This window comes from Butyricimonas muris, assembly GCF_046365375.1.
GTDB lineage: Bacteria > Bacteroidota > Bacteroidia > Bacteroidales > Marinifilaceae > Butyricimonas > Butyricimonas muris.
Genome location: NZ_JBKEIT010000002.1, coordinates 279,125 through 294,592 on the forward strand (window position 1 = coordinate 279,125; position 15,468 = coordinate 294,592).

Here is a 15,468-nt window from a genome sequence, read left to right on the forward strand (position 1 = left end):
TGCTGTTGTTGCTGTCGATGTAGATAATTCGGAACTTATTTATTCAGTGATGTAATGATTTTTGATTCGGTGATTATTTAGAATCATGGAGTCATAAATCGTCGATCATAAATCAAAAATTATACAAATGGTAAAGAAGAACATTCTTGAAACCATCGGTAATACACCGATGGTGCGTATTAATAATTTATACGTGAAATCCGGCGTGAATATTTACGCCAAGTTGGAGGGATTTAATCCCACGGGAAGTATTAAAGACCGGATTGCAATGCAGATGATCAAGCAGGCGGAACGGGAAGGGAAGCTGGTGCCCGGGAAGACAATTATCGAACCCACGTCCGGTAACACGGGAATCGGGTTGGCAATTATCGGTATCGTGAAGGGATATGACGTGGAGATCGTGATGAGTGAGGCGGTTTCCGTGGAGCGACGGAAGATTATCCGGTCGTATGGGGGAAAAGTGATTCTGACTCCTGCGGCGGAGGGAACGGACGGGGCGATTCGGCTGGCTCATAAATTGGTGGAGGAGAACCCGGGGAAGTATTTTATGCCCGATCAATTTAGTAATGCCGGGAATTATCAAGCTCATTACGAGAATACGGCGATCGAGATATGGCAGCAGACAGAGGGGGAGATTGATTATCTGGTGAGTGCTCTCGGTACTTCGGGGACGATTATGGGCGTTTCCCGTTTTCTGAAAAAGATGCAGCCGAACATAAAGGTCGTGAGCGCCCATCCCGTGAAAGGGCATTATATACAGGGACTGAAAAACATGGATGAGGCAATCGTACCCGCTATTTATGATCCGTTGCATATCGATATGCAGGTTATGGTCGAGAGCGAGGAGGCTATTGCTATGGCACGGGAGATTATCGCCAAGGAAGGTATTTTTGCCGGCATGAGTAGCGGGGCGGCTATGCTGGCGGCATTGAGAACGGCGGAACGGATCGATGCCGGGAATATCGTGGTGATATTCCCCGATAGGGCGGAAAAGTACTTGAGTACCTCGATGTTCGATGATCTGGCAGATGATTAAATCTGCCGGATAACCCGTGCAGGGCAAACGCATCAAGACGCTTTTTGCCCGGTTCATAAAGTTGAGCTTTCAGCTCCTAAAGTTTATAAAGTTCATAAAGTAACGGGCGTCCTTCGGACAAGGTTTACCGGCAGCCATGCTGCCGTGGACAAAGCGCCCGCTAGGGTCCATAAACCTTATGAACTTTATAGACTTTATAAACTTTTAACTAAAAGGGCAAAAAGCGTCTTGACGCGTTTGCCCTAGTGGGGGATGGCACCTTTTTTGTTAGCTTGTTTAACAAAGTTAAGAATAAAATAGTGTGAACGAGAACAAAACGATAAGAAATATCGTAAAACGTAGTTACGAATAAAATTACAAATTATTATGCAGGTATCAGATATAGGATTGATAGGTTTGGCGGTGATGGGTGAAAATCTTGCGTTAAACTTGGAAGATAAAGGTTACACGGTTTCTGTTTATAACCGGGTACATCCTGACCGTGAGAGCGTCGTGACTCGTTTTATCGAGGGACGGGGGAGAGGGAAATGCTTTCATGGGACCTACACGATAGAGGAATTTGTGGAATCGGTGCGTCTGCCCCGGAAGATCATGTTAATGGTTAAGGCGGGCGATCCCGTGGACGAATTGATCGGGCAGCTTGTGCCGTGGCTTTCTCCCGGGGACGTGATTATTGACGGGGGAAACTCCGATTATCACGACACGGAACGCCGGGTGAAGATGTTGGAAGAGAAGGGATTTTACTTTATCGGGGCAGGGATTTCCGGTGGCGAGGAAGGTGCTTTACACGGGCCTTCTATCATGCCGGGAGGGTCTGAAATGGCTTGGCCGCTCGTGAAAGATATACTTCAATCGATTGCCGCGAAACTGGATGACGGTTCGCCTTGTTGCGAATGGATAGGGGCGGGGGGTGCCGGACATTACGTGAAGATGGTTCACAACGGTATCGAATACGGGGATATGCAGTTGATTGCCGAGACATATTCCATATTGAAGAGGAGAACCGGGTTGGATAATGACGGGTTGGGTGACGTGTTCGAACAATGGAACAGGGGAGAGTTGAATAGTTTTTTGATAGAGATTACCTCTCGTATCCTGCGCTATAAAGAGGAGAACGGGGATTATCTTTTGGATCATATATTGGATGTCGCCGGACAGAAGGGAACGGGGAAATGGAGTGTTATCGCCTCGCTGGATGAAGGCGATCCCCTGACGTTGGTTTCCGAAGCCGTGTTCGCCCGTTTTATGTCGGCATTGGTGGAGGAACGGGAACGGGCTTCCAAGCAATATCCTTCCGGTAAAGTGGGTGATATGAAGACGAATATCCCCTTGAATCACGAGGGAATAGAAGCGGTACGGGATGCGTTGTACGCGGCGAAGCTGATTTCTTACGCGCAGGGCTTTTCCTTGATGCGTAGGGCTTCCGAACGTTACGGGTGGAACTTGGATTTGGGAACGATAGCCAAGATATGGCGTAAGGGCTGTATTATTCGTTCCGTGTTCCTCGAGCGGATCACGCGGGCATTCCATAAAAACAGTTCTTTGGAGAATCTTTTGTTTGATGCTTTTTTCCACGAGAAGATGGAGGATGCACTTTCTGCCTTGCGGGGAGTTATCGTGGATTGTGTGTTCAACGGGATCGCGGCTCCTTGTTTCTTCGCGGCGCTGAGTTATTTTGACAATTTGCGCACGTTGGATTCTTCTGCGAATATGATTCAGGCACAACGGGATTATTTCGGGGCGCATACTTACGAGCGGACAGACACGGAGAGAGGGCGCTTCTTCCACACGGACTGGACAGGGGAGGGCGGAAAAACAGTTTCAGGTACTTATAACGTGTAAAAGAATATGAACAGACCGGAGGATCAAGTATTGGTAATTTTCGGGGCATCGGGCGATTTGACTAAACGTATGCTGATGCCATCGCTATACGAGCTCCACGCGCGACAAATGTTGCCGGAGCGTTTTGTTATTTTGGGGACGTCGCGAACCCCGATGAGTGACGATGAGTTCCGCTTGTCTATACGCGTGATGCTGCAGGAGTTGAAAGGGGAGAATAATTTGAAGGGTGAGGAGGTCGATAGTTTCATGCGAAAAGTGTATTACCAGCCGTTCGACCCGGAGAATGGGGCGGACGAGTTGGGTGAGCGGGTGATGTTCCTCATGGAGGAGAACGCGATTCCCATGAAGGTCGTGTATTATCTGGCGACTCCGCCGACTTCTCAACAAGCGATAACGAAATATCTGGGACGGAGTTGTTTGTTTCAAGTAAAAGAAAAAGGCGGTTGGCATCGTATCGTGGTGGAGAAACCTTTCGGGATTAACTTGGAAACCGCCCGAAAATTGAATGATTCTTTGCTGGAAGTATTCCGCGAGAACGAGATTTATCGAATCGATCATTTCTTGGGGAAAGAGACGGTGCAGAATATTTTGGTGTTGCGGTTCGCTAACCAGATATTCGAGTCGATGTGGAACCGGAATTATATTGATTACGTGGAGATATACGCTTTGGAATCTCTTGGGATCGAGAAGCGGGGGAAATATTACGAGACGACGGGGGCGTTGCGGGATATGGTGCAGAATCATTTGATGCAGTTGCTGGCATTCGTGGCGATGGAGTCACCGGCGACGATGGAACCGGAGGTGATACGCGACGAAACCGTGAAGGTGTTGCGTTCGTTACGAACGTGGACGGGTGAAGATATTGCCCGTAATGTCATCCGGGCGCAGTACGAGGGGGGAGAAGTGAAGGGGCAAACTGTGCCGGGATATTTGCAGGAGAAGGATGTCGCCCCTGATTCGGACACGGAGACGTATGTCGCCTTGAAAGTATTTATTGATAATTGGCGATGGAGTAACGTGCCTTTCTATATTTACACGGGAAAGCGTTTGAAGGATAAACGTTCGGGCGTGGTAATCCATTTCAAATCTACCCCGCACAAGTTGTTCGAGGGGCAATGTCAAGGGACGTCCTGCAACCAGTTGATTATCCGGATGACGCCGGACGAGGGGGTGATGCTGAAATTCGGGTTGAAGATGCCGGGAGGCGGATTCAAGGTGCAGCAGGTGGGTATGGATTTCCTGTACGCGTCGCTTTGCAATAATTATTTGCCGGGGGCTTACGAGCGCTTGTTACTGGATGTCATGCAGGGGGATTCCATGCTTTATACCCGGAATGATGCTTTGGAGGCAAGCTGGCGTTTTATTGACCCTATCGAGAATTATTGGCGGGAACATCCGAGGAAAGATTTGTTGCGTTATGCGGCAGGGAGCGAGGGACCTGATTTAACCGGAATGTGGGACGTGTTGCCGCCCGTGTCGAAAGAAGAGAAAAATGTTTGTTGGTTATGATGATAGATGAACGTACGGGATTGGTGTTGGAAGGCGGTGGCATGAGAGGTGTCTTCACAGCCGGGGTGTTGGATTGGCTGATGGATAACGGGATGTACTTCCCTTACACGATAGGTGTTTCAGCCGGGGCGTGCAACGGTTTGTCGTATGCTTCCCGGCAACGGGGGAGGGCGAAAATCTGTAATATCGATTTGTTGGACAAGTACCGGTACATCGGGGTGAAATATTTGTTCACGAAACGGAGTATCATGGATTTCGATTTGATTTTTAATGATTTCCCGACTCGAATTATTCCTTACGATTACGACACTTATTTTGCTTCACCGGGGCGTTTCGTCATGGTCACGAGTAATTGCCGGACGGGCGAAGCGAATTATTTCGAGGAGAAGAACGATAGGGTACGTTTGTTGAATATCTGTCGGGCATCATGCAGTTTGCCTTTCGTGTGCCCGAAATCTTACGTGGACGGGGTGCCTATGCTCGACGGGGGAATTAGTGACGCGATACCCATCCGTAGAGCGATTGCCGATGGTTTTTCTCGGAACGTGGTTGTGTTGACACGTAATAAAGGTTACCGGAAAGAGGTGACCGATAAGTCTATCCCGTGGTTTATGTACCGCCGTTACCCGGCTTTGCGGGAGAGCCTGAGGGTGAAGAATAAGCATTATAATGAAACCCTCGACTACGTGGAGCAACTGGAAGAGGAAGGACAGGTGATTATCATCCGACCGGAGCGCCCGCTTGAGGTCGACCGGATAGAACGGGACGTGTTGAAACTGACGGATTTGTACAATCAAGGATATGAATGTGCCAAACAGGTATTAAGCAGTTATTTGTGATGTTATGGAAGAATTGACGTTGACAACCCCTTCGATATTATTTTCCGCCATTTCGTTGATTATGTTGGCGTACACGAACCGTTTTCTGGCTTATGCCCAAGTGATACGGAATTTGAAAGGGGAACATGAAAGTCGTCCGAACGCGATGACTAAATTGCAGATTGATAATCTGAAAAAGCGACTTTATATGGCAAGGTCGATGCAGATATACGGGGTAATGAGTTTGCTGCTTTGCGTGATATGTACCCTTTTTATCTATATCGGGTTGCAGACCGTGGCGGTTTATACTTTCGTGCTGGCTTTGTTGCTGCTGGTAATCTCTTTGGGAATATCCGTGAAGGAGATACTTATTTCCGTGAAGGCGTTGGAATACAGGTTGGATAATGTACTGCCGGAAGAAAAGGAACATCCACGCCGATAATTACCTGATGTTTACGGGGAATGTCGTCGGAAATGTTTTTTGATATAGAGCAATTTTTCCGGTGCGATTTATTCTTTACTTTTGTGGCGAAATAATAAGGAGATGGTAAAAGCAATTTTTTTTGATATTGACGGGACTTTAGTGAGTTTTGAAACTCACCGGATACCGGAGTCCGCGGAGAGGGCGATACTTGCCTTGCGGGAGAAAGGTATTTTGGTTTTTATCGCTAGCGGGAGGCCTTTGCTTACTATAAATAATCTGGGTTCACTGGTGTTTGACGGGTATATTACTTTGAACGGGGGATATTGCCTTGCGGGGAAAGAGCGGGTGATTTACAAGCACAGTATTCCCGAAGAGGATATTGCCTCGCTCGTGCAATACATGGAGAAGGAGAATGAGTTTCCTTGTATCTTTGTTCACGAGCATACACTGTATTTGAACTACCATAACGAACAGAGCCATCAAATCTTTCGAATGCTGGATTTCCCGGAACCCCCGGTCGCTCCTTTGCGGGAAGCGAGTAAGGGAGAAACGTTTCAATTGGTTGCATTTTTCACGAAAGAACAGGAAAGAGCAATCATGGAGGCTATGCCCCACTGTGAGGCCACTCGGTGGAACCCGCTTTTTACCGATGTTATTCCCCGGGGCAGCAGTAAGAGTGTCGGGATTGACAAGATGCTGGAACATTTTGGAATTGCTTTGGATGAAACAATGGCTTTCGGTGACGGGGGGAATGATATTTCCATGTTACAGCACGCGGGAATCGGCGTGGCAATGGGAAATGCCGGGGATGAAGTGAAGAAAGTTGCCGATTACGTGACCTCTTCCGTGGACGAGGATGGCGTGATAAATGCTTTACGTCATTTCGGGGTGTTGTAAATCCGAATAAAATCCTTACTTTTGTGCTTGGAAACTAAAAAAATACACCAATGAAGATGTCTAAATAATTAAGTCGGGTTTTATCAATTGTTTCATGTGCCGGTATGACCGTTCAGGGGGTCATCGAGTGCCGACTTTTAATTTAGAATCATGTCCCTTAATCTATAAGAGTTTATAAAGTTTATAAGGTTTGTAAAGTTCATAAAGTATCTTGTAAGGATGCGTACCTTGCAAACTACCTTTAAACATTGTATTTATGAGTGATATAATAGTAAAACAAATAACTTATATTCACCCGGATAGAGAGCCGTTGTTTCAAAATATCAGTTTCACGGTTGACGCGGGAGAAAAAGTGGCGTTGGTAGGAAATAACGGTTCTGGTAAATCCACGCTTCTGAAGATTATAGCGGGACAACTACAACCTTCGGGGGGAGAGATTGTCTGTGATGCCGCACCTTATTACATCCCGCAGCACTTGGGACAATATGATTCCCTGACGGTAGCGGGTGCATTGCGGGTGGAGAGAAAAATAAACGCCCTGCACGCTATTTTAAGAGGTGAGGTTGATGCAAAGTATTTCTCCGAACTTGATGACGATTGGCAGATAGAGGAGAAGTGTCGGGTAGCGCTGGACGGTTGGGAGTTGCAACACGTGGAACTAACCACGTGTATGGCGTTGTTGAGCGGTGGGGAGAAAACCCGTGTCTTCCTTGCCGGACTTGATATCCATACCCCTTCTGTCGTGTTGCTGGATGAACCGACGAACCATTTAGACCATTGGAGCAGGGAGAAATTGTATGAAACGATTTGTCGGGGGAATGCCACGGTCTTGGTAGTGAGTCACGACAGGACTTTGTTGAATTTGCTTCACCAGACGTTGGAGTTGAGCGGGAGAGGAGTAACTGTTTATGGCGGGAATTATGATTTTTACCAAGAGCGGAAAGAGATTGATATTCATGCTTTGCAGGAACGTATTGAAGATAAACAGAAAGAGTTGCGTCTGGCAAAGAAGATAGCACGGGAGGCAGCAGAGCGTCAGCAAAAGAGAGAGGCGCGGGGTGAGAAACTGAGTTCGCGGAAAGGGACTCCCCGTATCATGATGAATACGTTGAAAAACAGGGCGGAAAGTAGTTCTTCCAAGTTGAAGGACGTGCACGCGGAGAAGATAGGCTCTATCGCCGACAGTCTTTCGGAAAGTCGTGCGGCGCTACTTGAGCCGGGACGGATGAAAGTGGATTTTAACCCGTCCGTGTTGCACGAGGGAAAGATTTTGCTCACGGCACGGGATATTAATTTTGGATACTCGACGGAAATGTTGTGGGCGCATCCTCTTCATTTTCAAATTAAGAGCGGGGAACGAATCGCTTTGAGCGGACGAAACGGTTCGGGGAAAACTACCTTGTTGCGTATGCTGTTGGGAAAATTAGAACCGACAAGTGGCAAATTGATTCGGGCTGATTTCAAGTATGTCTATCTTGACCAAGAGTATTCCATGCTACGGGATAATCTTACTGTTTACGGGCAGGCGGAACATTACAACGTGAACAATCTGCCGGAGCATGAATTGAAAACGCGACTTAATCGCTTTTTATTCTCTACCGAGGTATGGGATAAACCTTGCGAGCAATTGAGTGGAGGTGAACGGATGAGATTGATTTTTTGTTGTCTGATGATAAGTAATAACACGCCCGATGTGTTCGTGTTGGACGAACCCACGAATAATCTGGATATCCGGAATATTGAAATCATGACTTCAACGATTCGGGATTACCGGGGTACCGTGATTGTCGTGTCGCACGACCGGCGTTTTATGGAGGAGATAGGGGTGGAACGTTGTATTGATTTATCTTCGAGAGATTTGTGTTAAAAGTTAATTTCCCTATATTTGCGATTATTGTTTGGTAATAGAGAGTGGATATTAAAATGGATTTGGCAAATGAGAGCATGTGTTTTATGGATATTGTATTTGTGCGTGTGTTGTTCCGGGAGTAAAGATGATAAGATTGAGCAAGTTCCGGAATCATCTTTGGATACTTATACTTGGATGGGAAGTCTTGAAGACGAGTGCTTGTTGAGCATGTTGTCCATTCCCGGGACGCATGACAGTGGGGCGAAAGGTTCTATTTTAGGAATGGCTAATGCTCAAGATTTAACTTTGGAAGAACAATTGGGGTTGGGAGTTCGCTGTTTCGATATTCGGTTGAAGGACGCGAAAGAGGGATTGGAAATTCAACATGGCATAGTATCTTTCGGCTTGTCTTTCGAGAATGACGTGTTACCCGTGTTTCGCCGGTATCTCGAGAAATACCCGACGGAAACACTGGTTGTAAGTTTGAAAGATGAAAATTGCAAAAACACGGAGGTTTATGTTGATGAGGTATGGCGTGTACTGAATAGTGATGCTATGCGTCCCTTTGTCGTGGAGGATTTCAAGGCAAACCTGACGCTTGGGGAATGTCGGGGGAAAATTTTGTTTCTGCATCGTTATAATTTGCGGAAAGAAAGATATGTCGGGGGTGAGTTTGCTCCCGGTGGATGGAAAAATAGTGCAACCTTTGAAACGAAAATCTGGGGAAACGGAGATAGAATAGCAACATGTGTCGTGGAGGACGAGTATGAATCCTACGCGTTGAAAGATTCTCAAAAGAAGGTGGATGCGGTGATGGCGAATGTACGGCAAGCCCGGACAAGTGCCGACACGGATTGGTATATAACATTCGTTAGTGCCACGAAAGGACTTACCGCCACGCCGGAGGCTTTCGCCGATAAAGTGAATCAACCTGTAGCGGATGCTATCGGGGCTTTAGGAAAAGGGAAATGCGGATTCGTGCTGATGGATTATGCCGGGAAAACGGAAGGGCGTCAACTGGTGCAGGCTGTTATAAATAGTAATTTTAAAGTTTCAAAATAGTAGGGCGAACTCACGAATCTTTGGAAAGCGATGATGCCGCGGTGACTCGCTTTTAAAATTGTGCGATTTAGGTTTACGGGATACCGTAATGGCTATTTCGCGCAATTTTTGTTTTGTATAACCAAGGTTCCGGAGAGGAACTACTGCGGTAATACATTAATTCATGTTTACTAGTGTATCACTTCCGGTTTAATAGTACAAAAAATATTGTAGATTCCCTGTAGGTTCGCTGTAGAAACGCTGTATATGTACAGCGTTTCTACAGCGAACCTACAGGGAATCTATTGTGTTTTATACGGAAGTAATACGGTATTGATATGGGTTTAATACTTGTTTCATGTCTGTATTCCATTTGTTTACGTTGTATACTCTTGCTTTTTCGCGCATGACCTCGAGGGGAGAGCGTGTGCGAAAATGCTCTTGATGCTCTTTATAGGTTTTCTAGGGGTGTTTTGATTTTTTTCAGGATAAATATGCGTTGATAGATAGAAATTGTGTGGAAAATTTTGGAGATTTGCGGATAGAACGTATTTTTAGCTTCTCAAAAAATAATTAGGTAACCGTGGAGGGAGAGGATTTGTCCATAAATGCTTTGCAGCGTTATGACGATGACGCTATCAAGTTGTTGTTCGAACAGTATTACACCCCGCTTGTATTGTTCGGGAAAGGTTACGTGGACGATTTGGACGCGAGTAAGGATATCGTGCAGGAGGTTTTCACGGTTTTGATTGAGGCGAAGGAGAAATTTGCCTCGATAGATAATCTGAAAGCTTATTTATATCAAGCGACGAGAAATCGTTGTTTAAAGTATCTTCGTCATGAAGAGGTGAAGAAAAAGTATGCAGAGGATGTGTTGCACGGGAGCGAGGAGTATTATTTGAATGGTATTTTGGAGGAAGAAGTGTATCATCATTTGATGAAAGCGATTGCTGAGCTTCCCGAACAGTGTCGTAAAGTGTTTTTGTTGGTATTGGAGAATAAAAGCAATCAAGAGATTGCTGATATTCTGTCGCTTCAGGTGGAAACCGTGAAGTCGTACAAGAAAGCGGGTAAAAAGATGCTTTACGAGCGTTTGAAACATGTTGTTCCCGCGGCAGGGCTGACCTTTTTGTTTTATATCTGATTTTTTCCGAAAAAAATTGTCGGTTTAATACCCCCTTTTTTTAAAGATGGGGGTCATTGCTTATGTAATGTAGAATTGGATATGAAAAAAGAAAAAGATATATTTCGGTTGGCGGATGTGATAGCCCGCTCGTTGGAAGGGACATTGAGTGCCGATGAACAGAGAAAGTTGGACGAGTGGTTGGCTGTTTCGGCAGCTAACCGGGAGAAATACGAGGGGTTTAGGACAGCCGGGACGTTGGAAAGAAAGAGCGCGGAGTATCAGCAAGTGGATTGGCAAGGTGATTGCAAGAAGTTTATGGCTTCCCGGGCGAGGTCGCAAAGACGCCGGAGGGTGCAATGGTTCGCACGGTACGCTGCCGTGTTCGTGTTGTTGTTCGGGGTGGCGATTTGGTTATATATCAGCGCGGGACACGAGAAGGGCGAGCGTCCGGTAGCCCAATCCGGGGTGGCTGTTTCAAAGAATGCTATCTTGACGTTGGCAGGGGGAGAGCAAGTGGTTTTGTCTGATAGTAATTTTAGTGCGTTGAAAATGCAAGGGGATATACACGTGACCGTGGAGGGGAATAATATATCTTACACGAATCGTAATGACGGAGAGGAGAAGAGGGAGAAGAAGGTGTTGTTTAACACGCTTCGGATTCCGAGAGGGGGAGAGTATTTCTTGACCTTGTCTGACGGGTCTACCGTTTGGTTGAACGCGGAAACGGAGATTCGCTATCCGGTGGAGTTCGTGGGGGATAAAAGAGTCGTGTACGTGGAGGGGGAAGCTTATTTTGACGTGAAGAAAGACGAGAAGCGTCCTTTCGTGGTGAGAGCCGCTCAGGCAGACGTGAGGGTGCTCGGGACTTCGTTTAATTTCAGGGCTTATCCCGACGAGGATGGTGTTACGACCACGTTGGAAAGCGGGTCGGTTATCATGGTATCCCAGAAATCAAAGCAGGAAGTTCGTCTGGAACCCGGGGAACAGGGGACTTTGGATAAGGAGTCGGGGGAGTTGTCGAAGCACGCGGTGGATACGTATTTGTATTCCGCGTGGAAAGACGGGCGTTTTGTTTTCGAGGATGCCCGTTTGGAGGATTTGTTCCATGTTTTGGCCCGTTGGTATGATTTGCATGTGTTTTACGTTCATCCGGGGGCGAAGGATATTCGTTTCACGGGGGATTTGAACAAGAGCGAGGATTTCGGGGCGATACTCGAGATTATCGAGAATAATGAACGTGTGGAATTTGAAGTGAACGAACGGACAGTGTCTATTCGATTGCGATAAAATTAGACCCTTGGTGCGCCAACACCAAAGGTCTAGAGATTGTTATTAAGTTTTATTTTACAACAGTACAAATGTATGAAAAAAACAATTGAAAATTGCCATCACCATGGTAGATGGCGAAAAGAATGGAGAATTATGAAGATATTTTTTATCTTGGCCTTTATAGGGGTGATGCAGGTGTCTGCTCGCACTTATTCGCAGACGGTAAGATTGAGCGTGACGTGTTCCGACGCTTCTTTGAAGAGCGTGATGAATGATATTCGGGCGCAATCCGAGTATAGCTTTTTCTTTGATGATGTCGCGGTAGAAAAGATTGCGAATATTTCTTTGGATTTGAAGGATGCCACGATAGAGGAGGTGCTGGAAGCCTGTTTGAAGGGTACGGGATTCGGGTACCGGATTCTGGATAAGACTATTATTCTTTTCAGGGAGAAGGCAAAGGACGAGGAGAAGAAAAAGACGTATCTTATCAAGGGAAAGGTGCTTGACAACCAGAATCAACCTTTGCCGGGGGTAACGGTTTTACTGGATAGTACCCGGATTGGAACGGTGACGGATACCGCCGGGGGATTCGTGTTGCCTTTGCCGAAGGAGAAAGGTTATTTGTGTTTTTCTTTCATCGGTTTCAAGTCACAGCGGGTGGCTTACACGGACGGGAAGCCGTTGATGGTGAAGATGCAGGAGGATATATCGGGCTTGGACGAGGTGCAAGTGATTGCCTACGGTTCACAGCGGAAGAGGAATGTTATCAGTGCTATTTCTTCGGTGAAAGGGGAGGATTTGCAAGAGATGCCGACGCATAGTCTGGAAAATTTGCTCCAAGGACATATGGCGGGAGTCGAGATTAATAATATTTCCGGTTCTCCCGGTGGCGGTGGTACCGTGGTTGCTATCCGCGGTTACAATTCTTTGTTTGTTGAAGGTGAGGGGCAGGACCGTTCGTACGGTACGCCTTTGTACGTGGTGGATGGAATTCCGATGCAGGCGTTTACTTCCCCGGTGACGGGTGCCAACGCGTTGTCGAATTTGGACCCTTCGATGATTGAGTCTGTCGAGGTGTTGAAAGACGCCGCGTCTGCTGCGATTTACGGTTCGCGTGCCGGCAACGGTGTGATTTTGATTACCACGAAGAAAGGACAGAGCGGTAAAGCCCGTTTCACGGCAAACGTTTCTTATTCGGCTTCTTGGTTGCCCGTGGCACCGAAGCAGGTGGGCGGACGTTACGAGCGGATGTATCACTTGAATGCTTTGGTTAACACGGTTGCTCCTTACAAGACGGAGAGCGGGGAGTGGAAGTTGCCTACTTCTTACGAGGAGGTGTATAATAATCGTTATGACCATGGTCCGGTTTATGATTGGTTCTGGGGTGGTGCCAACGGACCTCAGAATGCCTTGATATTACAGGATAGTTTGAACCCGTTCTATAATAACTCGACGAATTGGTATAGGCAGAATTACCAGACGGCAAAGGTGATTAACGCTAACTTGCAGGCATCGGGAGGAACGGGAACCACGCGTTACATGGTGGGTGCCGGGTATTATGACGAGGAAGGTATCATGCCGAACACGGGTTTTACTCGCTTTACCGTTCTATCTAATTTATCCGCTCAACCGGCGAAGCGTTTACGGTTGGATTCTCAGTTGGGACTCGCCTATAGTGACCGTAGCCGGGGTAGTAATGCCGGGTCGGGAGCCGGTAAGTTCGAGGAAATTACTTCCGACCCCACGGAGACACCCACGTTGTTGCCCGGTAGCGGGGCTTTTGGGGAAGCCATGTTGAAGAATTTGAACCAGACTTCCGAGAAGAACCAAAGTTATTCGTTGCGTTACAATATGGTGCTTGATTACGAGTTGATTCGTGATTTGCATTTGAAAGTATCAGCGGGTATCGATTATAACCAACAGAACCAGAATGTGTTCAAACCGAGTACGTTGGACCCGAACACGAATGCGGCTTATCGTTTTTCAACTTCGAAGGGGACGATTACCCGGGATTTGTCGATACTGAACGAGAATTTGTTGACGTATAGTTTCAATTACTTGGAGAAGCATAATTTCGATGTCATGTTGGGATTGTCTTTCCAGAAAGACCAGAGTTATTCGAATGGAGGAGAGGGTATTAATGGTCCGAATGATAAAATTCAATACGTGGGTGAAGGTTGGGGAGGCTCGAATGGCATAAACCAAGTTGCCCCGGGCGAAACATTGGATTCTTATGCTTCGGCCTTTAGTTATTCATCCGGGTTCTCGGAAGAGCGGATGTGTAGTTATTTCGGGCGTTTGACTTACAATTTCAGAGATAAGTATATGCTTGAAGCCACGGTTCGTCGGGATGGTTCTTCCGTTTTCGGGGAGAAGGTGCGTTGGGCTACTTTCCCATCGGTTGCCGTGGGGTGGATTTTCACGGATGAAGATTTCATGAAACGTTTTTACTGGTTGAGTTTCGGTAAAATCCGTGCCAGTTGGGGTACTTCCGGTCAGAAATTCGGGCAACGTTATCTGGCTCAAGGCGTGTTTTCTGCCAGCGGAATGTTCTTGGGAAACTCGGGAATGGCACCAAATAAGAGTGGTGGTGTGATTAACAGGAGGTTGAGTTGGGAGGAAACGGACCAGTATGATGTCGGTTTGGACTTGAGTTTCTTGGACTATCGTTTGAAGATGAATCTCGATTACTATTATAGGTACACGACCGGGCGTTTGAGTAAATGGGATTTGCCGGGAGATGTGTATTTCCATACCTTCCAGTGGCAGAACGCTATGGCGATATCCAATCAAGGTATAGAAATTGAACTGGAGGCGGATATTTTGCGTGAAACCGCGGTGAAGTGGAGAATGAAATTTAATTTCTCGAGAAACTGGAATCGTTTCGAGAAGAGTACGGACGGTTATGATTACGGTAGCCAAGTGATAGGTAAACCCTTGAATCAGATTTTGGCATACAAGACTTCCGGTTTTTATGATAGCATGGATGAGGTCCCTTTTATTTATAACGCTCAAGGAGAGAAACAACCCTTGTGGTCGGGAGTGAACACGTATGCTGTGTTTTTCCCGGGGGCTCGCCGTATCGAAGATTTGAACGGGGATGGAAAGATTAGTTTTGATGACAGGTACTATGCCGCAAGCCCTCTCCCGAAAGGACATGGTGGTTTTATAAATGAAATTCGTTGGAAGAATCTTGATTTGAATATCATGTTCAACTATTCGATAGGTCGTCATGCAGTGGCTGTTTATGATGACTACTGTTTGGCCCCGAGGGAGGAGAGTGGTCCGCTGTTCGTGAGTCTTAAAGATTTGAAACCATGGACGGGTGCCGGTTCGAAAGCCGATTATCCGAAAGCACAGAAGTATATGTACTTGGGAAACCAGTACGTGGGAATGTATGACGAGGATATCGAAACGGTGCATTTCGTGCGTTTGAAGCAGTTGACTTTAGGATATAATTTTGGAGAAGGTGTTTGTAAAAAAATAGGTTTAAGTGGAATCCGGGCTTTTATGACGGCGGAGAATTTATTCCTGTTGACGAATTATTCCGGTATTGACCCCGAGTTGATAGATATTACTTCCGGGACGGATAATTTGCGTTCTTATCCTTTGTCGCGGAAGTTTACAATCGGATTGACTGTTAATTTTTAAAATGTA

11 protein-coding genes are annotated in these 15,468 nt (G+C 46.6%); all 11 read left to right on the plus strand.

What is annotated here, in order from left to right:
- Window positions 1-127 precede the first annotated feature (127 nt).
- The 11 genes from ACK8P8_RS04125 (at window position 128) to ACK8P8_RS04175 (ending at window position 15,462) form a co-directional block, all read left to right on the plus strand.
- Window positions 128-1,036, plus strand: a complete 909-nt coding sequence (locus tag ACK8P8_RS04125; protein ID WP_227216243.1) for a PLP-dependent cysteine synthase family protein — start codon at window positions 128-130, stop codon at window positions 1,034-1,036.
- A 366-nt stretch (window positions 1,037-1,402) separates the two neighbouring features.
- Window positions 1,403-2,878, plus strand: coding sequence for a decarboxylating NADP(+)-dependent phosphogluconate dehydrogenase (gnd, locus tag ACK8P8_RS04130; protein ID WP_369859331.1), 1,476 nt, complete (start codon window positions 1,403-1,405; stop codon window positions 2,876-2,878).
- A 6-nt stretch (window positions 2,879-2,884) separates the two neighbouring features.
- Complete coding sequence (gene zwf, locus ACK8P8_RS04135; protein ID WP_369859330.1) at window positions 2,885-4,387, plus strand: glucose-6-phosphate dehydrogenase; 1,503 nt, start codon at window positions 2,885-2,887, stop codon at window positions 4,385-4,387.
- On the plus strand, window positions 4,384-5,226 hold the full coding sequence (locus tag ACK8P8_RS04140; protein WP_099290588.1) for a patatin-like phospholipase family protein: 843 nt from the start codon (window positions 4,384-4,386) through the stop codon (window positions 5,224-5,226). The genes zwf and ACK8P8_RS04140 overlap by 4 nt, the downstream gene beginning before the upstream one ends.
- A gap of 4 nt (window positions 5,227-5,230) precedes the next feature.
- Complete coding sequence (locus ACK8P8_RS04145) at window positions 5,231-5,647, plus strand: DUF2721 domain-containing protein (protein WP_186976810.1); 417 nt, start codon at window positions 5,231-5,233, stop codon at window positions 5,645-5,647.
- Window positions 5,648-5,749: 102 nt separating this feature from the next.
- Entirely contained in the window at window positions 5,750-6,526 is a 777-nt protein-coding gene (locus ACK8P8_RS04150) for a Cof-type HAD-IIB family hydrolase (protein ID WP_369859329.1), read from the plus strand.
- A gap of 256 nt (window positions 6,527-6,782) precedes the next feature.
- A complete protein-coding gene (locus ACK8P8_RS04155; RefSeq protein WP_410025562.1) occupies window positions 6,783-8,393 on the plus strand; it encodes an ABC-F family ATP-binding cassette domain-containing protein in 1,611 nt (536 codons plus the stop codon).
- Window positions 8,394-8,462: 69 nt separating this feature from the next.
- Window positions 8,463-9,437 (plus strand): phosphatidylinositol-specific phospholipase C, encoded by a 975-nt coding sequence (locus ACK8P8_RS04160; protein ID WP_186976804.1) that lies wholly within the window; start codon window positions 8,463-8,465, stop codon window positions 9,435-9,437.
- 562 nt (window positions 9,438-9,999) lie between these two features.
- The gene (locus ACK8P8_RS04165) at window positions 10,000-10,560 is read left to right on the plus strand and encodes an RNA polymerase sigma-70 factor (RefSeq protein ID WP_369859327.1); all 561 of its coding nucleotides are present in this window, start codon (window positions 10,000-10,002) and stop codon (window positions 10,558-10,560) included.
- Window positions 10,561-10,641: 81 nt separating this feature from the next.
- On the plus strand, window positions 10,642-11,829 hold the full coding sequence (locus ACK8P8_RS04170; RefSeq protein WP_369859326.1) for a FecR family protein: 1,188 nt from the start codon (window positions 10,642-10,644) through the stop codon (window positions 11,827-11,829).
- 135 nt (window positions 11,830-11,964) lie between these two features.
- Entirely contained in the window at window positions 11,965-15,462 is a 3,498-nt protein-coding gene (locus ACK8P8_RS04175; RefSeq protein WP_410025563.1) for a SusC/RagA family TonB-linked outer membrane protein, read from the plus strand.
- Window positions 15,463-15,468: the final 6 nt, after the last annotated feature.

Coding starts and splice junctions, on each gene's coding strand:
- ACK8P8_RS04160 (WP_186976804.1), top strand. CDS start 8,463: ATGAGAGCATGTGTTTTATGGATATTGTATTTGTGCGTGTGTTGTTCC.
- ACK8P8_RS04155 (WP_410025562.1), top strand. CDS start 6,783: ATGAGTGATATAATAGTAAAACAAATAACTTATATTCACCCGGATAGA.
- ACK8P8_RS04170 (WP_369859326.1), top strand. CDS start 10,642: ATGAAAAAAGAAAAAGATATATTTCGGTTGGCGGATGTGATAGCCCGC.
- gnd (WP_369859331.1), top strand. CDS start 1,403: ATGCAGGTATCAGATATAGGATTGATAGGTTTGGCGGTGATGGGTGAA.
- ACK8P8_RS04145 (WP_186976810.1), top strand. CDS start 5,231: ATGGAAGAATTGACGTTGACAACCCCTTCGATATTATTTTCCGCCATT.
- zwf (WP_369859330.1), top strand. CDS start 2,885: ATGAACAGACCGGAGGATCAAGTATTGGTAATTTTCGGGGCATCGGGC.
- ACK8P8_RS04150 (WP_369859329.1), top strand. CDS start 5,750: ATGGTAAAAGCAATTTTTTTTGATATTGACGGGACTTTAGTGAGTTTT.
- ACK8P8_RS04175 (WP_410025563.1), top strand. CDS start 11,965: ATGAAGATATTTTTTATCTTGGCCTTTATAGGGGTGATGCAGGTGTCT.
- ACK8P8_RS04125 (WP_227216243.1), top strand. CDS start 128: ATGGTAAAGAAGAACATTCTTGAAACCATCGGTAATACACCGATGGTG.
- ACK8P8_RS04140 (WP_099290588.1), top strand. CDS start 4,384: ATGATGATAGATGAACGTACGGGATTGGTGTTGGAAGGCGGTGGCATG.